This is a genomic window from Rathayibacter sp. AY2B5, assembly GCF_002931645.1.
Lineage (GTDB): Bacteria > Actinomycetota > Actinomycetes > Actinomycetales > Microbacteriaceae > Rathayibacter.
This window is the reverse complement of the sequence record NZ_PSUE01000017.1, coordinates 35870-58535: the sequence shown is the minus strand read 5'-3', so window position 1 is coordinate 58535 and position 22666 is coordinate 35870. Positions and strand designations below refer to the sequence as shown.

The following is a 22666-nucleotide window of genomic DNA, read 5'->3' as shown; positions in this document are numbered from 1 at the left end:
GCGGTCGGGCGAGCGGCCTCGGGTAAGTTTATCGACGCGATGAGTTCGTCCTTCTCCCTGGCGGATCCGCCCAGCCTGTCGGATCTGCGCGTCTTCCTCGGCCGTTCGGCCCGGGTCGAGGACGGTGCGGTCCGGCTCCTCGCCGACGACCACGTGCTGGCCGCCTACACGCCGATCCTCCAGCCTCGCGGTCTGCTCGACCGCTCCGCGACCGTGCTGGGCCTGCGCGTCTTCGCGCTCGACGAGCCCGCCGGCTTCGACCGGGTCGTGCCGATCCGTGCGCTGTCGGACCGCCTCGCCCGCCTGCAGTGGGAGCCGGGCGGAGCGGACGGCAAGCCGGTCGTCCTGCCCGACGGCGACGACGCGACGGCGGGGCCCTGGGCGGGCGTCTCCCCGCCCCGCGGCGGCTGGACCCGGCGCGAGCCCGTGGACCCGGGCTTCCTGGAGCGCGTCGCGCGCGAGGGGATCGACGAGATCGCGGCGGCCGTCGGCTCCGAGACGGGCGAGCAGATCGTCGGCCGCGTGCGGTCGAGCGTCTGGGGCCGCCCGCTCGACGGCCTCGAGGACGTCCCGGCGGGAGCGGCGTTCGCCCTCTTCGCGCTCGGGTTCCTCGGCGCCGACGACCCGGTCGCCCTGCTCGAGAGCGGCGCCTGGCGCCGCCTCACCTCACGGCGCGGACACGTGCTGGTCCGCACCCCGGGCTGAGCGGCTACTCCTCGAAGGTGTTCACCATCGCGTGGGCGGCGCGCTCCAGGTAGTCCCAGAGCAGGGCGTCGTCGGCCGGAGCGAGCTCGAGATCGTCGACGGCCGTCCGCATGTGCTGGAGCCAGTGGTCGCGGGCCTCGGGGTTGATCCGGAACGGCTGGTGCCGCATCCGCAGGCGCGGGTGGCCGCGCTCCTCGCTGTAGGTGCCCGGGCCGCCCCAGTACTGCTCGAGGAAGCCGGTCAGCCGCTGGATCGCGCCCTCGAGGTCGTGCTCGGGGTACATCGGCCAGAGGACCTCGTCCTCGCGGACGCCCTCGTAGAAGCGGCGGACCAGGCGCTCGAACGTCGGCCGGCCGCCGATGTGCTCCCAGAAGCTGCGCAGCGGAGGCGTGCCGCCGATCTGCAGGCCGCTCACGAGCGCGCTCCCGTCGGGCCGGAGGTGCCGCCGCCGTCCTGGGGCGGCGTCCCGCTCCCGCGCCGCAGCGCGCGGGGGAGCCGCACGGGCTTGCCGTGCTCGGTGCTGATCGTAGGGGAGGGCGTGGTCCGCGGCGGCTTGGCGCCTCCGACGCTCGTCGCCCCCTCGAAGCCCTCGAGGACGACGGTGGCCAGCGAGGGGAGCTTCACGTCGAGCGCGTCGAGCGACTTCTTCAGGCGCAGGCGCAGCTCGCGGGCGACGTCGTCCTTGGCGGTGGTGCGGGTCTTGACCACGACCCGGATGACCAGGGCGTCGTCGGCGATGGACTCCAGGCCCCAGAGCTCGGGCTTGTCGATGATCCGGGCCCGCCAGCGGCTGCTCGCCGCCAGCTCGTTCGCGGTCGCGAGGACCGTGGACTGCACCTGCTCGAGGTCCGTCTCGTAAGGCACGGCCAGGTCGACGATGACGCGCGACCAGCCCTGCGACATGTTCCCGACCCGGACGATCTCGCCGTTGCGGACGAACCAGAGGGTGCCGTTGACGTCGCGGATCTGCGTCACCCGGACGCCGACCGACTCGACCACGCCCGTCGCCTGCCCGGTGTCGACGACGTCGCCGACCCCGAGCTGGTCCTCTGCGACCATGAACAGCCCGTTCAGGACGTCCTTGACGATGTTCTGCGCGCCGAAGCCGAGGCCCGCGCCGAGGGCGGCCGTCAGCAGGGCGAAGGAGCCGATGAGGTCCTTGTCGATCGTCGTCACGATCATGACCAGGGCGATGACGACGATCAGGATCGAGCTCAGGTTGTTGAGGATCGACCCGAGCGTGCGCGTGCGCTGCACCACCCGCACGGCCGCGAGCGGCGACGCGGCGATCGACTGGGTGTCCTCGACGCGCTGTCGGCGCTTCACTCCCGACACGATCTGGTCGACGACGCGGCCGATCACGAAGTGGGCGATGACGCGCACCAGGAGCGCGCCAAGCACGATCCCGAGGATCGCGACCACCTTCCAGAAGGGCTCGGACTCGAAGAAGGAGACGGTGGCGGCGACAGGGTCCGGGGTGGAGGTCTGAAGAAGCAGCATGACCGCTCCAGGCTACGGGACGCCTCCCTCCGAGACGGGTGCACGAGCCCCGAGCGCGTATAGATTCGAGGCGGGTCCGCTCGGACCCGGACACCGCCCTGGGAAGGACGCCCGATGCTCCACTCCACCCGGACTCCCGCCGAGAAGCGCCGCCTCTTCCGCGAGCGCCTCGCCTCGGGCGAGCTGCTGCAGCTGCCCGGCGCGTTCACTCCGCTCTCCGCGCGCCTCATCGAGGCGAAGGGCTTCGACGGGATCTACGTGTCGGGCGCCGTGCTCTCGGCCGAGCTGGGGCTGCCGGACATCGGGCTCACCACGCTCAGCGAGGTGGCTGGCCGCTCGCAGCAGATCGCGCGCCTGACCGACCTGCCGGTCCTCGTCGACGCGGACACCGGCTTCGGTGAGCCGCTGAACGTCGCGCGGACGGTGCAGATGCTCGAGGACGCCGGAGTCGCGGGGCTGCACATCGAGGACCAGGTGAACCCCAAGCGGTGCGGGCACCTCGACGGCAAGGCGGTCGTCGACGAGGCGACCTCGGTGCGGAGGATCGTGGCCGCCGTCGACGCGCGCCGCGACTCCGACCTGGTGATCATGGCCCGCACCGACATCCGCGCCCTCGACGGCCTGCCGGCCGCGATCGACCGCGCCAAGCGCCTCGTCGACGCCGGAGCCGACGCGGTGTTCCCCGAGGCGATGCGCGACCTGTCCGAGTTCGAGGCCGTGCGCGCCGCGATCGACGTGCCGATCCTCGCCAACATGACCGAGTTCGGCAAGAGCGAGCTGTTCACCGCGCAGCAGCTCGCCGACGTCGGCGTGAACGTCGTGATCCACCCGGTCTCGCTGCTCCGGATCGCGATGGGCGCCGCGATGCGGGCTCTCGACGCGCTCAAGGCGGAGGGCTCGCTCCGCTCGGAGGTCCCGGGCATGCAGACGCGCGCCGAGCTCTACGAGCTCCTCGACTACGCCTCGTACAGCCGCTTCGACGAGGGCGTCTTCGACTTCTCGCTCGCCGACCACTACGGCGCCTGAGCGCGCCGACCCGCATGAACCGGCGGCGCTCCCCGGCGCCGCCGCCCGCCTCTCGCGAAGGAGCGAAGGATGAGCACGACCGATCAGGACATCCGCAAGGGACTCGTGGGGGTCGTCGTCGACACGACGGCCGTCTCGAAGGTCGACCCGTCGTCGAACTCGCTGCTCTACCGCGGCTACCCCGTGCAGGAGCTCGCGGCGGGGACCTCGTTCGAGGACGTGGCCTGGCTGCTCTGGCACGGCGAGCTCCCCACTGCGGAGGAGGCGGCCGGGCTGGCCGCCGTGGAGCGGGCCCACCGCGCCCTGGCCCCCGAGGTGCGCACCGTGATCGACCTGCTGCCGCTGTCGGCGCACCCGATGGACGTGGTGCGGACGGCGGTGAGCGTCCTGGGCGCGCTCGAGGAGGATCCGGACGCCGACGCTCCCGAGGCCGTGCTGGAGCGCTCCGTGCGGCTCTGGGCGGCACTGCCGGCGATCGTCGCCTACGCCCAGCGCCGCCTGCGCGGCCTCGAGCCGATCGAGCCGCGCGACGACCTCGACTACTCCGAGAACTTCCTCTGGACGACCTTCGGCGAGGTGCCGGAGCCGGTCGTCGTCGACGCGTTCCGCGTCTCGCTGGTGCTCTACGCCGAGCACTCCTTCAACGCCTCGACCTTCACGGCCCGCGTCGTGACGTCGACGCTGTCGGACGTCCACTCCGCCGTGACCGCCGCCGTCGGAGCGCTCAAGGGACCGCTCCACGGCGGGGCGAACGAGGCCGTGCTGCACGTGCTCGACGAGGTCGGCACCGGACCGGAGGCGGACCGGCGGTCCCGCGAGTGGCTCGCCGAGGCGCTCGGGCAGCGCCGGAAGGTCATGGGGTTCGGCCACCGGGTCTACAAGTCGGGCGACTCGCGGGTGCCGACCATGGACGCCGCTCTCCGGCGGCTCGCCGAGCACGAGGGGGCCGGCGAGATGATGGAGCTGTACGACGCCCTGGCCGCGGCGATGGCCGAGCGGACGGGGATCCTGCCGAACCTCGACTACCCGTCCGGCCCCGCCTACCGGCTGATGGGCTTCGACACCGGGATCTTCACTCCGCTGTTCGTCGCCGCGCGGGTGGTGGGCTGGACGGCCCACGTGATCGAGCAGCGGGGCTCGAACGCGCTCATCCGGCCGCTGTCCGCCTACGACGGGCCGGAGCGCCGCTCGGTCCCGCAGCGCTAGGCGCCGGGAGCGGGGAGAGCCGTCCGGTCCCGCAGCGCCGAGCGCCGGGGACCGGGCGGCTCATTGTCAGCCCCGGGTGTCGCGCTCCTGGGCGCGGAGCGCACGCTCCACGCCGGCCAGGTTCTCGATCACGAGTCGGCGCAGCGCCGGGACCTCCGGGTTCGCGTCGAGCCAGGCGCGGGTGGCGTCGACGATTTCCTGCGAGGGCGTGGCGGCCGGGTAGAAGCCGACGACCAGGTACTCGGCGATCTTGTAGCTCTTCGACTCCCAGAGGGAGCGGAGGGCGTCGAAGTAGACCGGGACCATCGCGTCGAGCAGGCGCGGGTCGGCGGCGCGCTGGAAGCCCAGGCCCGTCGAGCGGACGATCGTGTTCGGTGCCGAGTCGTCGGCCGTGACGGAGTCCCAGGCCGCGCGCTTCGCCTCCGCGGTCGGCAGTGCGGCACGGGCGTGCGCGGCCGACTGCTGGCCGGTCGCCGTGTTGTCCGAGGCGAGCGCCGCGTCGATGTCGTCCGCACCGGCCCGCCCGCCGGCGACGAGAGCGATCAGCAGCTCCCAGCCGAGGTCGGTGTCGATGTCGAGGCCGCCGAGGGCGGTGGAGCCGTCGAGCAGCGCCTGCACGGCCTCGAGGTGCGCCGGGGTGGACGCGATCGCGGCGAAGAACTTCACGAACTGGAACTGCGCGTCGCTGCCCGGCTCGGCGCTCTGCGCGAGCGTCCACAGCTGATCGCCCGCCTCCTCGACGACCTCGGCCCGGTACTCCGGAGCGACGTACTGGGTGGCGGTGGCGACGAGCTGGTTGAGCACCGTCCGCAGGGTCGTGGACTCGGTCTCGGTCGCGACGTTGCCCAGGACGAGGCGGACGAAGTCGCGCGGCGCCGACTCGGCGTCGCGAGTCGAGTCCCAAACCGAGCCCCAGACCAGCGAGCGGGCCAGGGGGCTGTCGATGCTCGCGAGGTGCTCGACGGCCACGGCGAGCGAGGCGTCGTCGAGGCGGACCTTCGCGTAGGCGAGGTCGTCGTCGTTGAGCAGCACGAGCGCCGGACGGGTGCGGCCGATCAGCTCGGGCACCTCGGTGCGCTCCCCGTCGACGTCCAGCTCGAGGCGGTCGACGCGGACGAGGCGCTCGCCCTCGAAGTCGTACAGGCCGATCGCCAGGCGGTGCGGGCGGATCGTCGGGTACTCCTCGACCGCGGTCTGCAGGATCGCGAAGGACGCGATCGCTCCGCTCTCGTCGACCGCGATCTCGGGGCGGAGCGTGTTCACGCCGGCCGTCTCGAGCCACTGCGCCGACCACTCGGTGAGGTCGCGCCCGCTGGTGGCCTCCAGCTCGACCAGCAGGTCGCGCAGCTCCGTGTTCGAGAAGGCGTGCTTGACGAAGTACTCGTGGACGCCGGCGAGGAACTCCTTCTCGCCGACCCACGCGACGAGCTGCTTGAGCACCGAGGCGCCCTTGGCGTAGGTGATGCCGTCGAAGTTGACCTGGACGTCCTCGAGGTCGTTGATGGTCGCGACGATCGGGTGGGTCGAGGGCAGCTGGTCCTGGCGGTAGGCCCAGCTCTTCTCCATCGCGGCGAAGGTGGTCCACGCCTCGGTCCACTCCGTCGCCTCCGCGGTGGCGAGGGTGGAGGCGTACTCGGCGAACGACTCGTTGAGCCAGAGGTCGTTCCACCACTTCATCGTGACCAGGTCGCCGAACCACATGTGGGCGAGCTCGTGGAGGATCGTGACGACCCGGCGCTCCTTGATCGCGTCCGTCACCTTCGAGCGGAACACGTAGGTCTCGGTGAAGGTCACCGCTCCCGCGTTCTCCATCGCGCCGGCGTTGAATTCGGGGACGAACAGCTGGTCGTACTTCGCGAACGGGTACGGGACGCCGAACTTCTCCTCGTAGAAGGCGAAGCCCTGCTTCGTCTTCTCGAACACGTAGTCGGCGTCGAGGAAGGGCGCGAGCGAGGCCCGGGCGAAGACCCCCAGCGGGATGGTGCGGCCGTCGGAGGAGACGAGCGAGTCGGTCTCGACCACGTAGGGTCCGGCGACGAGGGCCGTGATGTAGGAGGAGATGCGCGGGGTGGGCTCGAAGCTCCAGGTCGCGATCCCCTCGCCCGCCGGGACCGGCTCGGGAGTGGGCTGGTTCGACACGACCTGCCACTGCGCGGGTGCGGTGACGGTGAAGCGGAACTCGGCCTTGAGGTCCGGCTGCTCGAACACCGCGAAGACGCGGCGGGAGTCGGGCACCTCGAACTGCGAGTACAGGTACACCTCGCCGTCGACGGGGTCGACGAAGCGGTGCAGGCCCTCGCCCGTGTTGGTGTAGAGCATGTCGGCGACGACGGTGAGCTCGTTGTCCGCAGCCAGGGAGTCGAGGCGGATCCGGACGCCGTCGGCGACGTCGGCGGGGTCGAGCTCCGCGCCGTTGAGGGTGACGGAGTGGACCGTGCCCGTGACGGCGTCGATGAAGCTCGAGGCGCCCTCGGTGGCGGAGAAGCGCACCGTGGTGGTGCTGAGGAAGGTCTCGGCTCCCCGGGTCAGGTCGAGGGCGATGTCGTAGTCGTGGACCTGGATCAGCGAGGCGCGCTCCTGCGCCTCGCTCCGGGTGAGGTTGTCTCCTGGCACGGGGGTGCTCCATCCGTTCGTCTCGGGCGCTGCCGCGGGCGCCGGGGTGCGGGCGCCGCCGATCCACCCTAGAGCTGCCGGGACCCGCCGTGGAGCCCCGTGGCGCCGATCCTGCGGAGCCGCCGGGGAGCGCGGACGCGGCCCCGGCGAGCGGCGTAGCGTGTCCCCATGACCTCTGTGGACTTCTGGTTCGACCCCTCCTGCCCGTGGGCCTGGATGACCTCGCGATTCGTGGACGAGGTGACCCCCGCGCGCGACCTCGACGTGCAGTGGCACATCATGAGCCTCGCCGTCCTCAACGAGGACAAGGACGTGGACGACTCGTACCGCGCCTTCCTCCCGCGCGCGCTGCGCTACACGCGCCTGGTCGCCGCCGTCGCCGAGCGCGAGGGCCGCGAGCACGTCAAGCCGCTCTACGACGCGCTCGGCACCCGGATCCACCCGGGCGGGCGCACCGACGTCGACGCGGTGATCGCCGAGTCGCTCGCCGAGCTCGGCCTGCCCGCGGAGCTCGCCGCCCACGCCGACTCGGACGAGTACGACGAGCCGATGCGCGCCTCCCACTTCGACGGGATCGAGCGGGTCGGCCAGGACGTCGGCACCCCGGTCATCGCGATCGGCGACGTCGCCTTCTTCGGCCCCGTCATCTCGCCGATCCCGAGGGGCGAGCAGGCGCTGACCCTCTGGGACGGCATCGTCGCCGCCGCCTCCTTCGACGGCTTCTTCGAGCTCAAGCGCTCGCGGACCCGCGACCCGCAGTTCGACTGAGCCGACCCGCGGTACTCTGGCTCCCGGCCCGGGCACCGCGGGTCCCAGACGGCTCTTCCGGAGGAGTTCTCTCGTGCGCATCCACATCGCCACGGACCACGCAGGGCTGGACTTCAGCCGTCACCTGATCGAGCACCTCGGCGCCGCCGGTCATGACGTGATCGACCACGGCCCCACGTCCTACGACCCGCTGGACGACTACCCGTCCTTCTGCATCAACGCCGCCGCCGCGGTCGTCCGCGATCAGGAGGCGGGGGTCGAGGCTCTCGGCGTCGTCTTCGGCGGCTCGGGCAACGGCGAGCAGATCGCGGCGAACAAGGTCGCGGGCGTGCGCGCGGCGCTCGTGTGGAATCTGAGTACCGCCGTGCTGGCCCGCCAGCACAACGACGCGAACGTCATCTCGATCGGGGCCCGCCAGCACTCCGTCGAGGAGGCCACCGGCTTCATCGACGCGTTCGTCGCCGAGCCCTTCACCTTCGAGGAGCGGCACGTGCGCCGCATCGCGCAGCTCGCCGAGTACGAGGCCACCGGCGACATCGCCGGCCGGGTCGTCGACTCCGCCGCGAAGGAGCGCTGAGTGCCCGAGGGGCACTCCGTCCACCGGATCGCCCTGCAGTTCGAGCGCGACGTCGTCGGGCACCGCGTCGCGACCAGCAGCCCCCAGGGTCGCTTCACCGAAGGAGCCGCGCTCCTCGACGGGCGCGAGGTCCTCGAGTCCACGGCCGTCGGCAAGCACCTGCTGCTGCGCTTCGAGGGCGACCTGACGCTGCACGTCCACCTCGGCCTCTACGGTGCGTGGGACTTCCTCGGGCACGTCTCGCCGCTGTTCCCGGACGGCAAGGCCGGCAGCAGCATCGGCGCTCCCCGGCGCCGCCGCGCCGTGCGCCTCTCCGAGACGGAGCACGAGACCGACTCCGACCTCGACGAGTTCCCGCCGCCGCCCGTGGGCGCGGTGCGCGTGCGCATCATGACGGAGGAGACGGTCGCCGACCTGCGCGGCCCCACCGCCTGCGAGGTGATGGACCCCGCCCAGGTGGAGGCCCTCCTCGCCCGCCTCGGTCCGGATCCGGCCGTCGACGACTCCGACGAGGCGCGCGACCGCTTCGTGAACCGGCTCCGTAGGACGGCGACGCCGGTCGGGCTGGTGCTGATGGACCAGTCCGTGGTCAGCGGCATCGGCAACATCTACCGCGCGGAGCTGCTCTACCGCGCCGGCCTCGACCCGCACACTCCCGGCAAGCAGGTGCCGCTGGAGCTCGCACAGGAGCTGTGGCGGGACTGGGCGGACCTGCTCGAGGACGGCATCCGGACCGGGATGATGATCACGCGCCGCGGCCTGACGAAGACCGAGCGCTCGAAAGCCGTCCGCAGCCGCGCCGAGCGCAACTACGTCTACAAGCGCGAGGGTCTGCCCTGCCGCGTCTGCGGCACGAACGTGCTGCTCGAGGAGATCGGCGCGCGCAAGCTCTACTGGTGCCCGGTGTGCCAGTCGTGAGCGCCGGTGGAGAGACGCCGGCCCGGTCCCGCGCCCGCCGAGCCGTCCGCCCCGCGCTCCGCGAGGCCGCCCGATGACCGGCGGTGTCCTTCTTCGGGGCGCCCGCCTCCTCGGCTCGTCCCGACCCGGTGCCGTGCTCCTGCGCGACGGCCGCGTGGAATCTGTCGGACCGGACGCCGCCGCCGCCCCGGGCGACGAGGTGCGCGACCTCGATGGGCGCTGGGTGCTCCCCGGCCTCTGGGACGAGCACGTCCACTTCTCCCAGTGGGCGATGACGGCACCGCGCCTGGACGTCTCGTCAGCCGACTCGGCCCGCGGAACGGCGGACGCGGTCCGACGTCGCCTGGCGGAGGAGCCCGGTACCGGCACGCTGATCGGCTTCGGCTTCCGCGACGGCCTCTGGCCGGAGCCGCCCACGACCGCGCTCCTGGACGAGGTCTCTCCGGAACGGCCCGTCGTGCTGATCAGCGGCGACCTGCACTGCGCCTGGCTGAACTCCGCCGCGTACCGGCGCTACGCCGTCGCTCCCGAGCCCGAGCTGCTGCGCGAGGACGCCTGCTTCGAGCTCGTCACCGCACTCGGCGCCCTCGGCGACGACGAGCTCGACGCACTCGCCGACGCGGCGGCGCGGCGGGCTGCGGCTCGCGGGGTGGTCGGCGTCGTCGACCTCGAGATGCGCTGGAATGTGGGGGACTGGCCCCGTCGCGTCGCTGGCGGAGCACGCTCCCTCCGCGTCGACACCGGCGTCTACCGCGACCACCTCGACCGCGCCCTCGCTGAGGGACTGCGCACGGGCGACGAACTCGACGGCGGTGACGGCCTGCTGCGGATGGGCCCGCTCAAGGTCCTGATCGACGGCTCCCTCAACACGAGGACCGCCTACTGCGCCCACCCCTACGCCGACCACGACGGCAACGGCGTCCTCACCGTGGAGCCCGCCGAGCTGGACGAGCTGCTCGCCCGCGCGGCCGCCGGGGGCATCCGCTCCACCGTGCACGCGATCGGAGACGCCGCGGCGACGCTGGCTCTGGACGCGCTCGGCCGGGTCGGCGGGGGCCGGATCGAGCACGCTCAGCTGCTCGCGGAGACCGACCTTCCGCGGTTCGCCGCGCTCGGCGTGGAGGCCGGAGTGCAGCCCGCGCACGCGCTCGACGACCGCGAGGTGGCGGAGCGGTACTGGCCGGGACGCACCGGCCGGGCGTTCCCGCTGCGCTCGCTGCTCGACTCCGGGGCCCGCGTGGTGCTCGGCTCGGACGCTCCGGTCGCTCCGCTCGACCCGTGGGTCGCGATCTCGGCCGCGGTCGCGCGGGCGCTGCCGGGCGACGAGCCCTGGCATCCGGAGCAGCGGGTGAGCGTCGAGGAGGCGATCGTCGCCTCGACCCGGGTGCGCCGGCTCACGCCCGCGGCCGGCGATCCCGCCGATCTGGTGGTGGTCGACCGCGATCCGCTCGCCGCCGATGCAGGAGCCCTCCGATCCATGCCGGTCGCCGCGACCCTCCTGGCGGGCCGCTTCACGCACGGCGGCTGACCCGCGCCCGTCGCGACTCCGGCTGCTCCGGATCGCGCGGACGGGCCGGGAAACGACGACGGCCCGCGGGATCCGAGGATCCGCGGGCCGGTCGAGGCGTGGTGCTCAGCTCTCGCTGACGTGGGCGAAGAGGAACCAGCGGTCCTTCTCGAGGCCGCGGCCGATCTCGATCGCGACGTCCTGGCTGCTCGCGTCGATCTCGGCGAGCTCGGCGATCGCCGTGTTGACGGTCGCGATGGCGACGTCCATCTGGCGGATGATCTCGACGATCGCGTTCTCGGAGCGCTGGAAGCCGGGGGTGAGGGGTTCGGACTGCGTCGCCGAGGCGACGGTCTGGATGCGGGCGTCGACCGGGAGGCCGAGGGCGACGACGCGCTCCGCGGCGAGGTCGGCCCACTCGATGGCGCGGCCGACGATCGCGTCGAGCAGCTCGTGGACGCCGATGAAGTTGGCGCCGCGGACGTGCCAGTGCGCCTGCTTGCCGTTGACGGCGAGCGCGGTCATCTCGACGACGACGGGGCTGAGGAACTGGGCGACTCCGGATGCGACATCCGGGTTCGACGAGGTGAGCGACGTGACGGACGTGGTGGACATCGTCTGGTCCTTTCGAGAGGGGGTGACTGATCGTCAACAGTACGCAGATCCCTCGGCGCCGCAAGGAAGCGCAGGCTCGGCTCATTCCGGTGAAGGACAGGCTCACCTCTGTCGCGGAGGGGCGTCACGGGGGCTTCCCCCCGGGTGCCCGGAGCCGTGCCGCCGGTACGCTCGACCGGGTCGCGGCGGCGGCGGGAGCGGACAGGAGGCGCGGATGAGCGGAGCATCGACGGCCCTCGGCGAGGCCTCGCGGGCCTACCTCCGGCTCTGGCGCGGACTGCCCCGGGAGGTGCTCGCGCTGGTGGCCGCGATCCCGGTCGCGCTCCTCGGCGCCTTCTGCGCCGGCGTCGCGCTGGCCGTCGCGCTCGGGCTCGTCGGAGTCCTGATCGGCCTGGTGTTCCTGCCCGCCGCCCTCTACACGGCGCGCTTCTTCTCGCGGGCCGCCGTCGGCCTCGACGTGCTGGCCGGACGGCCCGCCGTCCCCCGGCCGCAGTGGCGGCGACCGCCCTCCGCCGTCACTCCCTCGACCTTCGCCCTCTACGGTCCGGTGATCGACGGGCACTACTGGCTCGCTCTCCTGCACACGCTCGTCGTGGCTCCGGTGCTCGCGCTGCTGTCCGGACTGCTCCTCGCGCTGTGGACCTGGGCGGGCCCGGGCACGGTGGCCGCCGCGCTCACGGGGGCCCCCGGTCCGGCCCGCCTGCTGGCCGAGAGCGGAGCAGCTCTGCTGGGCGCCCCGCAGCCTCCGGCGGGACTGGTCGCCGCGGCGACGGTCGCCACGACCGTCCTCTTCGTCTCGACCCTGCCGTTCGCCACCCGCGGCCTCTCCCTCCTGCACTGGCTGGTCGACCGTCTCCTGCTCGGCCCGTGGGAGTCGGAGGCGCTCCAGCGCGAGGTCGCCGAGCTGAGCGCCTCCCGCGGCGCAGCCGTCGCCGCCGAGGACCGCGCGCTGCGCCGGCTCGAGCGCGACATCCACGACGGCCCGCAGCAGCGCCTGATCCGGGTCCAGATGGACCTGGCCTCGGCCCGCAACCGACTCGCCGCCGACCCGGAGTCCGCCGCCCGCCTGGTCGACGAGGCTCGCGAGCACGTGCGCGCCGCGCTCGACGAGCTGCGCGCCCTCTCCCGCGGAGTGGCGCCGCCGATCCTGCAGGACCGGGGCTTCGAGGCGGCGGTGCACTCGCTCGCCGAGCTCAGCCCGGTGCCGGTCGAGGTCCTCACCGAGCACCCCGTGGCGGACGTGCCGCCCGAGGTCGAGCGCAGCGTCTACTTCGTCGTCGCCGAGCTGCTCGCCAACGTCTCCAAGCACTCCGGTGCCCGATCGGTGCGGGTGCATCTCGACACCCGCGACTCCGGCACTCCGGGGGAGCGCTGGCTCGACGCCTGGGTGGTCGACGACGGAGTCGGCGGGGCGTCGCCGGTCGCCGGTCACGGTCTCGAGGGGGTGGGCGGGCGCGTCCGGGGCCTGCGCGGGATCCTGAGCGTGGAGTCGCCGGTCGGCGGGCCGACCACGGTCGGGGTGCACGTCCCCTACCGCCCGGCCGCCCTATCCTGAGGGCGTGCCCGTGATCCGCGTCGCCATCGCCGAGGACTCGGTCCTCCTGCGCGAGGGCCTGGTCCGCCTCTTCGAGGACGCGGGGTTCGCCTCCGTCGGCGCCTTCGGGGACGCGGACGCCCTGCTCGCCGATCTGGCGCGGGACCCGGCCGGGGTCGACGTCGCCGTGCTCGACGTCCGGATGCCGCCGACCTTCCGCGACGAGGGCGTCCGCGCGGCGCTGGAGATCCGCCGGCGCTACCCGCAGGTGTCGGTTCTGCTGCTCAGCCAGTACGTCGAGGTCACCTACGCGCAGGAGCTGCTCGGCTCCGGCGACGGCGGACTCGGCTACCTCTTGAAGGACCGGGTCGCCTCCGTGGAGGAGCTGCGCGACGCCGTCGAGCGCGTCGCAGCGGGCGGAACAGTCCTCGACCCGCAGGTCGTCGCCTCGCTCCTGCAGCGCAACCGCGACCCGCTCGCCTCGCTGACCCCGCGGGAGCGGGAGGTGCTGGAGCAGATGGCCCAGGGGCGCACGAACGCGGGCATCGCCTCCGCTCTCTTCGTCGGCGTGGGCGCCGTGGAGAAGAACGTGACCGCGATCTTCCAGAAGCTCGGGCTCGAGGACTCGGGCTCCGACCACCGGCGGGTGCTGGCGGTCCTCGCCTTCCTGCGCGCCGGGCGCTGACCACCGGAGAAGAGGAGAACCCGATGCCGTCGAGTCCTGCGGAGGGCGCCCGCGTCCTCGCCCTGACCGGGGGACGCGCCCCGGAGATCGCCGACACCGCGTGGGTCGCTCCGGGCGCCACCGTGATCGGCTCCGTGCGCCTGGGGGAGCGGGCGAGCGTCTGGTACGGCGCCGTCCTGCGCGCGGAGCACGCGCGGATCGAGCTCGGCGCCGGCAGCAACCTCCAGGACGGCGTCGTCGTCCACGTCGACGCCGACTACGACGCGGTCATCGGCGCCGGAGTCTCGGTCGGGCACAACGCCGTGCTGCACGGCTGCACCCTCGAGGACGACGTGCTGGTCGGCATGAGCGCGACCGTCCTGAACGGGGCCGTCATCGGCACCGGCTCGCTGATCGCCGCGGGCGCCGTCGTCCTCGAGGGGACGGTCGTCCCGCCGGGCTCGCTCGTGGCGGGCGTCCCCGGGAGGGTCCGGCGGGAGCTGACGGAGGAGGAGCGCGAGGGCATCCGCCGGAACGCCGCCTCGTACCTCGCCCTGACGGAGGAGCACCGCGGCGCGGTCGGCTGAGCACGCCCGGAACGCCTCGGAACGACGAAGAGCCCCGGACGTCCGGGGCTCTTCGAGAGGAGAGGGGCTGACGAGAATCGAACTCGCATCATCTGTTTGGAAGACAGAGGCTTTACCACTAAGCTACAGCCCCGAATCGATGGTCTGACGACCGCGAACCGGTGCGACCGGGTCTCTCGACCAGGCACCAGGACAGCGTAGTACATCGCGCGAGCACCGTGGACACCCCGGTCGTCCTCCGCCGCGCGGTTCCGGTCGCCGCTGCCGCGGTGCAGTACACTTGCGAAGGCCATTTCGGCGTGTCGCGCAAGCGCACGTGCGGGGACGGCTCGACGAGAGTCTCACGCACGGTGCCCAGGCCCGCGCATCCGGGGCGTAGCTCAGCTTGGCTAGAGCGCCCGCTTTGGGAGCGGGAGGTCGCAGGTTCGAATCCTGTCGCCCCGACCACGAGTACTCATCGTGACGACATCGACCCGTGACGACCGTCATCCGGCGCCGACACCAACCAGCACAGGAGATCCCCTCACGTGAAGACCACGGTAGAACAGCTGAGCCCGACCCGCGTGAAGCTCGCGATTTCGGTCACCCCGGACGAGCTCGGCCCCAGCATCACGCACGCCTACGGCCACATCGCCGAGCAGATCAACGTCCCCGGCTTCCGCAAGGGCAAGGTCCCGCCCGCCATCGTCGACCAGCGCGTCGGCAAGGCCGCGGTGCTCGAGCACGCGGTCAACGAGGGCCTCGACGGCTTCTACCGCGAGGCCGTCCGCGAGACCGAGGTCCGCCCCCTGGGCCGCCCGCAGGCCGACATCGTCGCCTGGCCGAGCGACAAGGACTTCACCGGCGACCTCGAGCTCGCCATCGAGGTCGACGTGCGCCCCGAGATCACCGTCCCGGACTACGACGGCATCGAGCTCACCGTCGAGGCGGCCGAGGTCACCGACGCCGACGTCGACGCCGAGCTGGACAAGCTCCGCAGCCGCTTCGGCACCCTGGTCACCGTGGACCGCCCGGCGAAGACCGGCGACTTCGCGCAGATCGACCTGGTCGCCTCCATCGACGGCGTCGAGGTCGACACCGCCAACGCCATCTCGTACGAGCTCGGCTCGGGCGAGCTGATCGAGGGCATCGACGAGGCGCTCGACTCGCTCACCGCGGGCGAGAGCACCACGTTCACCGCTCCGCTGCTCGGCGGCGACCACGCCGGCGAGCAGGCCGAGATCGCCGTCGCGCTCACCGCCGTCAAGGAGCGCGAGCTCCCCGAGGCCGACGACGACTTCGCGCAGATCGCCAGCGAGTTCGACACCATCGCCGAGCTGCGCGAGTCGCTCAAGGAGCAGGCCGCTCAGCAGAAGACCTTCGGCCAGGGCGGCGAGGCCCGCGAGAAGCTCGTCGAGGCGCTGCTCGCCCTCGTCGAGGTCCCCGTGCCCGCCGGTCTCGTCGAGGACGAGGTGCACCGCCACCTCGAGGGCGAGAACCGCCTCGAGGACGACGAGCACCGCGCCGAGGTCAAGGAGGCCAGCGAGAAGACCTTCAAGACGCAGATCCTCCTCGACCACGTCGTCGAGCAGGAGAAGGTCCAGGTCAGCCAGGACGAGCTCACGCAGTACCTCATCCAGGGTGCGGCGCAGTACGGCATGGAGCCGAACGAGTTCATCAAGATCCTGTCCGAGAACAACCAGATCGGCCAGATGGTCGGCGAGGTCGCCCGCAACAAGGCGCTCGCGATCGTCCTCGGCAAGGCGAAGGTCACCGACACCGAGGGCAACGCCGTCGACCTGACCGCGTTCACCGCGGTCCCCGGTGACGACGAGGCCGTCGAGGCCTCCGACGAGGCCGTCGCCTCGGACGAGACCGAGGTCGCGGAGGAGGCTCAGGCCGACGCCGACGCCGAGGTCCCCGCCGAGCCCGTCGCCGAGGAGCCCGCCGCCGAGGAGGAGCCCGCCCCGGCCCCCAAGAAGAAGCGCGCGCCGGCCAAGAAGAAGGCCGCCGCTCCCGCCGAGGAGACCCCGGCCGCGGAGTAGTCGCCGCGAGCACGTCAGGAGCCGCCCCCCGATCCGTCGGAGGGCGGCTCCTCTCGTTGGGGGGGCTCCGGTCCGCCCCGGGCGAACACGGGCGACTCCCGCTCCGCCCCGGGCGAACACGGCCGGATCGGCCTGGCGGCGTCCGATAGATTCGCCTCCGAAGCGACAACTGAAACGGAGCAATACATGGCCGACATGGTTATGCCCAACAGTGTTTTCGACCGCCTGCTCAAGGACCGGATCATCTGGCTCGGTTCCGAGGTGCGCGACGAGAACGCGAACGAGATCGCCGCGAAGCTCCTGCTCCTGGCAGCCGAGGACTCCGAGCGGGACATCTACCTCTACATCAACTCGCCCGGCGGCTCCATCACCGCGGGCATGGCGATCTACGACACGATGCAGTTCGTCCCGAACGACATCGTGACCGTGGGCATCGGGATGGCGGCCTCCATGGGCCAGCTGCTCCTCACCGCCGGAACCCAGGGCAAGCGCTACATCACCCCGAACGCGCGGGTGCTCCTCCACCAGCCGCACGGCGGCTTCGGCGGCACGGCCTCCGACATCCAGACCCAGGCGCAGCTCATCCTCGACATGAAGAAGCGCCTCGCCGAGATCACCGCCAAGGCGACCGGCAAGACCGTCGAGCAGGTCAACGAGGACGGTGACCGCGACCGCTGGTTCAGCGCCGAGGAGGCCCTCGCCTACGGCTTCGTGGACCACATCCGCTCGTCGGCGACCGACGTGGCCGGCGGTGGCGGAACCGCCATCGACGAGTAGTCCAGCGAACGCGCCGAGAGATCAGGAACAGACAATGACCACACCCACCTTCGGCGGAACGGCGTTCGGCTCCGGAGCCGCACCGTCCTCGCGCTACATCCTCCCCACGTTCGAGGAGCGCACGGCCTACGGCTACAAGCGCCAGGACCCGTACGCCAAGCTCTTCGAGGACCGCATCATCTTCCTCGGAGTCCAGGTCGACGACGCCTCCGCGGACGACATCATGGCCCAGCTCCTCGTGCTCGAGAGCCAGGACCCGGACCGCGACATCGTCATGTACATCAACTCGCCCGGTGGCTCCTTCACCGCGATGACGGCGATCTACGACACGATGCAGTACATCCGCCCGCACATCCAGACGGTCGTGCTCGGCCAGGCCGCCTCGGCCGCCGCCGTGCTCACCGCCGCGGGAACGCCCGGCAAGCGCCTCGCGCTGCCGAACGCGCGCATCCTCATCCACCAGCCCGCCGTGCAGCAGGGCGGGGGCCAGGCCTCGGACATCGAGATCCAGGCCGCCGAGATCATGCGCATGCGCGAGTGGCTCGAGGAGACGCTGTCGCACCACTCGAACCGCTCGATCGAGCAGGTCAAGAAGGACATCGACCGCGACAAGATCCTCGGCGCGAGCGACGCGCTCGAGTACGGGCTGATCGACCAGGTGCTCACCAGCCGCAAGAGCCTCCCGGCTCTCACGGCGTAGGGCGTCCAGGAGGGGCCGGGTGGCGGAGCGATCCGCCGCCCGGCCCCTCTCTGCGTCCTCCGTCGCCGTAGCAAAGCGCCACACGAGGCGCAAGGCACGGCGAATCCGGCCCGCCTGCCGAGCCCTCGCGGCTCAGCGGCTAGGCTCGGAGCAGTGTCAGGGGGCTCGTCCCGCTCGCACCGGCCGGAGCTCCGGGCTCCGTTGCACGACCGACCGACGCACGACAGACGCACGACAAGGAAGTGGGGCATCCCCGTGGCACGTATTGGCGAAAGCGCCGACCTGCTGAAGTGCTCCTTCTGCGGCAAGAGCCAGAAGCAGGTCCAGCAGCTCATCGCGGGACCGGGCGTCTACATCTGCGACGAGTGCGTCGAGCTCTGCAACGAGATCATCGAGGAGCGCCTCTCCGAGTCGAGCGAGGAGACGAGCCACGAGTTCGACCTCCCGAAGCCGAAGGAGATCTTCGGCTTCCTCGAGGAGTACGTGATCGGGCAGGAGCAGGCCAAGAAGGCCCTCGCCGTCGCCGTGTACAACCACTACAAGCGCGTGCGGGCCCGCAACACCATCACCGCCGCCGACGCGATCCACGACGAGGTCGAGATCGCCAAGAGCAACATCCTGCTCATCGGCCCCACGGGCTGCGGGAAGACCTACCTCGCCCAGACCCTCGCGAAGCGCCTCAACGTGCCCTTCGCCGTCGCGGACGCCACGGCCCTCACCGAGGCGGGCTACGTCGGCGAGGACGTCGAGAACATCCTCCTCAAGCTCATCCAGGCCGCCGACTACGACGTCAAGCGTGCCGAGACCGGCATCATCTACATCGACGAGGTCGACAAGATCGCGCGGAAGGCCGAGAACCCCTCGATCACGCGCGACGTCTCGGGCGAGGGAGTGCAGCAGGCGCTGCTCAAGATCCTCGAGGGCACCGTCGCCTCCGTGCCCCCGCAGGGCGGGCGGAAGCACCCGCACCAGGAGTTCATCCAGATCGACACGACGAACGTCCTCTTCATCGTCGCCGGCGCCTTCGCCGGACTCGAGGACATCATCTCGTCGCGGGCGGGCAAGCGCGGCATCGGCTTCGGCGCCCCGCTGCACAACAAGGAAGACGAGATCAACATCTTCAGCGAGGTCCTCCCGGAGGACCTGCACAAGTTCGGGCTGATCCCCGAGTTCATCGGGCGCCTCCCCGTCGTCACGACGGTCACGCAGCTCGACCAGGTCGCGCTCATGCAGATCCTCACCGAGCCGCGCAACGCGCTCGTGAAGCAGTACCAGCGGATGTTCGAGATCGACGGCGTCGAGCTCGAGTTCGACCGGGGCGCTCTCGAGGCCATCGCGGACCTGGCGGTCCTCCGCCAGACCGGAGCTCGCGGACTGCGCGCCATCCTCGAGGAGGTGCTCGGCCCGATCATGTTCGAGGTGCCCTCCTCGGACGAGGTGGCGCGCGTCGTCGTCACCCGCGCCGCGGTGCTCGACAACGCGGCCCCGACGATCGTGCCCCACGCTCCCCGTCGCCAGGAGAAGAGCGCCTAGTCGCTCCCCGCCCCGCTCTGCCAGTTCACCGCGATTGGCCCGGCGGATCGTCGGGCGAGGCGCTCCCGCTTCCCTAACCTGGCGGAGCGCGTCGACGGCGCGTCCGGTCGCCTCGGTGCCGGTCGATCCTCCGGGAGGCTCCGCCATCGTCCAGCCGCTGCTCGCCGGGATCGTCGCCGCCCTGACCGGCTTCTCGAGCTCGTTCGCGATCGTGCTCGCCGGGGTGGTCGCGGTGGGCGCCACCGACGTGCAGGCCGCGTCGGGCCTCCTCGCCGTCTGCGTGCTGCAGGGGGTCCTCTGCATCGTGCTGAGCATCCGCTACCGCGTGCCGATGACCTTCGCCTGGAGCACGCCGGGCGCCGCCCTGCTGGCCGCGACCGCGACGCTCCCCGGCGGCTTCGACCGCGCGGTCGGGGCGTTCCTGGTCGCCTCCGCTCTGCTGGTGGTCACCGGGCTGTGGCCGGCGCTCGGGAGGCTCGTCGCGCGCATCCCGCGGCCGCTCGCGAACGCCATGCTCGCGGGCATCCTGTTCCCGCTCGTCCTGGCGCCGGTGCGCGCGGCGGTCGAGATCCCCGCGCTTGCGCTGCCGGTGATCCTGCTCTGGCTGCTGCTCCTGCGGCTCCTGCCCCGCTGGGCGGTGCCGGCCGCGATCGCCCTGGCGATCGTGCTGCTGATCGTGACGGACGGCGCGGCACTCGCCGGTGCGCCGCTGCTCCCCGTGCCGCAGTTCGTCGCTCCGGTGTTCGAAATCGGAGCGATGGTCGGGATCGGCCTGCCGCTCTACGTGGTCACCATGGCCGGGCAGAACATCCCGGGCATCGCGGTGCTGTCGAGCTTCGGCTTCGCGGCCCACTCGCGTCCCGGGATCGTCTCGACCGGCGCTCTCTCCGGGGTCTCGGCGGTCTTCGGCGGAGTGCCGATCAACTACGCCGCGCTCAGCGCCGCGCTGACCGCGGGTCCCGAGGCCTCGCCGCGGCCGGAGCAGCGCTGGGTCGCCTCGGTCTCGGCGGGCGCCTCCTACCTCGTGCTGGGCGTGTTCGCCGGAGCGGCCGCCGCGCTGGTGTCCTCCGCGAGCCCGCTGCTGATCGAGGCGGTCGCCGGTCTGGCGCTGCTGGGGGTGTTCGTGTCGGCGGTGCAGGCCGCTGTGGAGGACGCGCGGCTGCGGCTGCCGGCGGCGGCGACGCTCCTGGTCACCGCCTCCGGCACGACCATCGCGGGGATCGGATCGGCGTTCTGGGGCCTGGTCGTGGGACTCGTCCTCCTCGCCTGGCTCGTCCCCCGGCGCCGCTAGAGGAGGCCGCGGCGCGCGAGCAGCGGCTCGGTCCGCGCATCCCGCCCGCGGAACGCGCGGTACGCGTCGAGCGGATCGCGGGAGCCGCCGAGCTCGAGCACCCCGCGGCGGAAGCGCTCGCCCGCCGAGCGGTCGAGGCCGCCGTTCTCCTCGAACCACTCGACCGTGTCCGCGTCGAGGATCTCGCTCCAGATGTAGGAGTAGTAGCCCGCGGAGTAGCCGCCGGAGAAGACGTGCGCGAAGTACGTGCTGCGGTAGCGGGGCGGCACGGCGGGAAGGAGGAGGCCCGCGCCGTCGAGCACGTCGCGCTCGAAGGCGGCTGCGTCGCGCGGCTCGACCGGGGCCGCCAGGGAGTGCCAGGCGAGGTCGAGCAGGGCGGACGCCAGGTACTCGCTCGTCGCGAAGCCCTCGCCCCACAGCGCGGACGCCTCGAGGCGCTCGACGGTCCCCGCGGGCAGGGCCTCGCCGGTCTCGACGTGGCGGGCGTACTCGGCGAGGAGCCCGGGGCGGCGCACCCACGTCTCGTTCACCTGGCTCGGGAACTCGACGAAGTCCCGGAACACCGCGGTACCGGCGAAGCGCGGGTACCGCGTGCTCGCGAACAGGCCGTGCAGGGCGTGCCCGAACTCGTGGAACAGCGTCTCCACCTCGTCGAGGCTGAGAAGGGCGGGCTCGCCCGGGCCCGGAGCCGACAGGTTCAGGTTGTTCACGACGACGGCGGAGTCACCGAGCAGCGACGTGCGGCTGGAGAGGGAGTTCATCCACGCCCCGCCGCGCTTCGAGTCGCGGGTGAAGGGATCGAGCAGGAACAGGCCCAGCGGGGTCCCGTCCTCCTCGTGCACCTCGAACACGCGGACGTGCTCGCTGTAGCCGGCCAGGTCGCTCCGCTCCGAGAAGCGGACGCCGTAGAGACCGGTGGCGGCGGCGAACACGCCGCGGCGGAGCACCCGCTCCAGCTCGAAGAAGGGACGCAGTGCGCTGGAGTCGACGGAGTAGCTCTCCGACCGCACGCGCTCCTCGTAGTAGGCGCGATCCCACGCCTCGATCGTGAAGCGCGGCGCTCCGGCGGCGTCCTGCTCGGCGTCGGCGGAGGCCTGCATCCGCTCGAGCTCGATCCTCGCGTTCCGGGCGGCGGGAGCGGCGAGCTCGCGCAGCAGCGACAGGACGCGCTCCGGCGAGCCCGCGGTCTGGCCCGAGATCACGAAATCGGCATGCGAGGCCGCGCCCAGCAGAGCTGCGCGCTCGGCCCGCAGCGCGACGATCTGCTGCAGAGTCGCGGTGGTGTCGTGCGGCCCGCCTTCCGCACCGCGGCCGACAGAGGCGCGCAGGACGCGCTCGCGGACGCCGCGGTCGCGCAGACGCGCGAGCCAGGGGTGGCCGGAGTAGAGGGGCAGGGTGATCAGCCAGCCGTCGACGCCGCGGTCGGCGGCGGCGCGCGCGGCGGCCGAGACGTCGGACTCGTCGAGCCCGTCGAGGCCGGCGACGTCCTCGAGGAGGACCGCCCGGTCGTTCGACTCGGCGAGCAGGTCCTTCTCGAAACGCGTGGTCAGGGTCGAGAGCTGCTCGTTCAGCTCGCCGAGCCGTGCCTTCCCCACGTCGTCGAGGAGCGCACCGGAGCGCTCGAACCCGGTGATCCTCCGCTCGAGGAGGTAGGCCGTCTCGGCGTCGAGGTCGAGCTCCGTCGACTGCTCGGCGAGAGCGCGGAGCCGCGCGAAGAGGCGCGGGTCGAGGCTGATCGCATCGCTGTGGGCCGAGAGCAGCGGAGCGAGCTCGGCCTCCAGAGCGTCGGTGAGCGGAGTGCGGTCGGAGGCGGCGACGGTGAAGAAGACGGCGCTCACCCGGCGCAGCTCGCGCCCCGCCCGCTCGAGGGCGACGAGGGTGTTCTCGACGGTCGGCGGCTCGGAGGCACCGGCGATCGCGTCGATCTCGGCGCGGTGCCGGCGGAGGGCCTCGAGGAACGCCGGGCGGTAGGCCTCGGGGTCGACGGCGGCGAAGTCGGGGAGCCCGTGGGGGAGTCCGCTCGGCTCGAGCAGGACGGCGACGGGATCGGGAGCGCTCATCCTGCGAGCCTAGAGCTCGAGCGGGGGAGCGGGCTCCGGCTCAGGATCGCAGGACGCGCGC

Annotated in this window: 20 protein-coding genes and 2 tRNA genes; 16 read left to right on the top strand and 6 right to left on the bottom strand. The window is 72.3% G+C overall.

Annotated features, from left to right (window positions below):
* The first annotated feature begins 39 nt into the window (after nucleotides 1–39).
* A complete protein-coding gene (locus tag C5C30_RS11640; protein WP_104247302.1) occupies nucleotides 40–705 on the top strand; it encodes a hypothetical protein in 666 nt (221 codons plus the stop codon).
* A gap of 4 nt (nucleotides 706–709) precedes the next feature.
* On the opposite strand, the gene C5C30_RS11635 is transcribed toward C5C30_RS11640, so the two are convergent.
* Nucleotides 710–1120, bottom strand: coding sequence for a globin (locus C5C30_RS11635; RefSeq protein WP_279630823.1), 411 nt, complete (start codon nucleotides 1118–1120; stop codon nucleotides 710–712).
* Nucleotides 1117–2205 (bottom strand): mechanosensitive ion channel family protein, encoded by a 1089-nt coding sequence (locus C5C30_RS11630; protein WP_104223705.1) that lies wholly within the window; start codon nucleotides 2203–2205, stop codon nucleotides 1117–1119. Before C5C30_RS11630 ends, C5C30_RS11635 begins: the two co-directional genes overlap by 4 nt.
* A 114-nt stretch (nucleotides 2206–2319) precedes the next feature.
* Between C5C30_RS11630 and prpB the strand changes: the two genes are divergently transcribed.
* On the top strand, nucleotides 2320–3231 hold the full coding sequence (gene prpB / locus C5C30_RS11625; RefSeq protein WP_104333775.1) for a methylisocitrate lyase: 912 nt from the start codon (nucleotides 2320–2322) through the stop codon (nucleotides 3229–3231).
* Nucleotides 3232–3300: 69 nt separating this feature from the next.
* The gene (locus tag C5C30_RS11620) at nucleotides 3301–4437 is read left to right on the top strand and encodes a bifunctional 2-methylcitrate synthase/citrate synthase (protein ID WP_104333774.1); all 1137 of its coding nucleotides are present in this window, start codon (nucleotides 3301–3303) and stop codon (nucleotides 4435–4437) included.
* 66 nt (nucleotides 4438–4503) lie between these two features.
* Here C5C30_RS11620 and pepN read toward each other — a convergent pair whose 3' ends face one another.
* The gene (gene pepN, locus C5C30_RS11615) at nucleotides 4504–7050 is read right to left on the bottom strand and encodes an aminopeptidase N (protein WP_104333773.1); all 2547 of its coding nucleotides are present in this window, start codon (nucleotides 7048–7050) and stop codon (nucleotides 4504–4506) included.
* 168 nt (nucleotides 7051–7218) lie between these two features.
* Here pepN and C5C30_RS11610 point away from each other — a divergent pair, with 168 nt between their 5' ends.
* The 4 genes from C5C30_RS11610 to C5C30_RS11595 all read left to right on the top strand — a co-directional run bounded on the left by C5C30_RS11610 (nucleotide 7219) and on the right by C5C30_RS11595 (nucleotide 10841).
* Nucleotides 7219–7818 (top strand): DsbA family protein, encoded by a 600-nt coding sequence (locus tag C5C30_RS11610; protein WP_104223701.1) that lies wholly within the window; start codon nucleotides 7219–7221, stop codon nucleotides 7816–7818.
* 73 nt (nucleotides 7819–7891) lie between these two features.
* On the top strand, nucleotides 7892–8395 hold the full coding sequence (locus C5C30_RS11605; RefSeq protein ID WP_104223700.1) for a ribose-5-phosphate isomerase: 504 nt from the start codon (nucleotides 7892–7894) through the stop codon (nucleotides 8393–8395).
* Nucleotides 8396–9313, top strand: coding sequence for an Fpg/Nei family DNA glycosylase (locus tag C5C30_RS11600; RefSeq protein WP_104328457.1), 918 nt, complete (start codon nucleotides 8396–8398; stop codon nucleotides 9311–9313).
* A gap of 73 nt (nucleotides 9314–9386) precedes the next feature.
* Nucleotides 9387–10841, top strand: coding sequence for an amidohydrolase (locus tag C5C30_RS11595; protein WP_104333772.1), 1455 nt, complete (start codon nucleotides 9387–9389; stop codon nucleotides 10839–10841).
* Nucleotides 10842–10946: 105 nt separating this feature from the next.
* Here the strand turns inward: C5C30_RS11595 and C5C30_RS11590 are convergent, their stop codons facing one another.
* Nucleotides 10947–11435 carry a Dps family protein gene (locus C5C30_RS11590; protein ID WP_104226731.1) on the bottom strand — a complete coding sequence of 163 codons (489 nt, stop codon included), beginning with the start codon at nucleotides 11433–11435 and terminating at the stop codon, nucleotides 10947–10949.
* A 214-nt stretch (nucleotides 11436–11649) separates the two neighbouring features.
* Between C5C30_RS11590 and C5C30_RS11585 the strand changes: the two genes are divergently transcribed.
* Genes C5C30_RS11585 through C5C30_RS11575 form a run of 3 tightly spaced genes read left to right on the top strand, consistent with a single transcriptional unit; the run spans nucleotide 11650 to nucleotide 14220 of the window.
* Entirely contained in the window at nucleotides 11650–12990 is a 1341-nt protein-coding gene (locus tag C5C30_RS11585) for a histidine kinase (protein WP_104335680.1), read from the top strand.
* Between the two features lie 4 nt (nucleotides 12991–12994).
* Nucleotides 12995–13654, top strand: a complete 660-nt coding sequence (locus C5C30_RS11580; RefSeq protein WP_104247297.1) for a response regulator transcription factor — start codon at nucleotides 12995–12997, stop codon at nucleotides 13652–13654.
* Nucleotides 13655–13677: 23 nt separating this feature from the next.
* Nucleotides 13678–14220: a gamma carbonic anhydrase family protein gene (locus C5C30_RS11575; RefSeq protein WP_104226728.1), complete on the top strand. Its 543-nt coding sequence runs from the start codon at nucleotides 13678–13680 to the stop codon at nucleotides 14218–14220.
* Between the two features lie 62 nt (nucleotides 14221–14282).
* On the opposite strand, the gene C5C30_RS11570 is transcribed toward C5C30_RS11575, so the two are convergent.
* Nucleotides 14283–14353 (bottom strand) — tRNA-Gly (locus C5C30_RS11570).
* Nucleotides 14354–14589: 236 nt separating this feature from the next.
* On the opposite strand from C5C30_RS11570, the gene C5C30_RS11565 reads away from it, so the two are divergent.
* From C5C30_RS11565 to C5C30_RS11540, 6 genes are all read left to right on the top strand, one after another.
* Nucleotides 14590–14667 (top strand) — tRNA-Pro (locus tag C5C30_RS11565).
* Nucleotides 14668–14747: 80 nt separating this feature from the next.
* Nucleotides 14748–16244 (top strand): trigger factor, encoded by a 1497-nt coding sequence (gene tig / locus C5C30_RS11560; RefSeq protein ID WP_104247279.1) that lies wholly within the window; start codon nucleotides 14748–14750, stop codon nucleotides 16242–16244.
* 186 nt (nucleotides 16245–16430) lie between these two features.
* Entirely contained in the window at nucleotides 16431–17021 is a 591-nt protein-coding gene (locus tag C5C30_RS11555; RefSeq protein WP_097165884.1) for an ATP-dependent Clp protease proteolytic subunit, read from the top strand.
* Nucleotides 17022–17055: 34 nt separating this feature from the next.
* Nucleotides 17056–17721 carry an ATP-dependent Clp protease proteolytic subunit gene (locus tag C5C30_RS11550; protein WP_068253282.1) on the top strand — a complete coding sequence of 222 codons (666 nt, stop codon included), beginning with the start codon at nucleotides 17056–17058 and terminating at the stop codon, nucleotides 17719–17721.
* Between the two features lie 255 nt (nucleotides 17722–17976).
* Nucleotides 17977–19254 (top strand): ATP-dependent Clp protease ATP-binding subunit ClpX, encoded by a 1278-nt coding sequence (clpX, locus tag C5C30_RS11545; protein ID WP_104223693.1) that lies wholly within the window; start codon nucleotides 17977–17979, stop codon nucleotides 19252–19254.
* A gap of 115 nt (nucleotides 19255–19369) precedes the next feature.
* Complete coding sequence (locus C5C30_RS11540; RefSeq protein ID WP_104309938.1) at nucleotides 19370–20545, top strand: benzoate/H(+) symporter BenE family transporter; 1176 nt, start codon at nucleotides 19370–19372, stop codon at nucleotides 20543–20545.
* On the opposite strand, the gene C5C30_RS11535 is transcribed toward C5C30_RS11540, so the two are convergent.
* Nucleotides 20542–22605, bottom strand: coding sequence for a M3 family metallopeptidase (locus C5C30_RS11535; protein ID WP_104333771.1), 2064 nt, complete (start codon nucleotides 22603–22605; stop codon nucleotides 20542–20544). The genes C5C30_RS11540 and C5C30_RS11535 overlap by 4 nt on opposite strands.
* Nucleotides 22606–22666 lie beyond the last annotated feature (61 nt).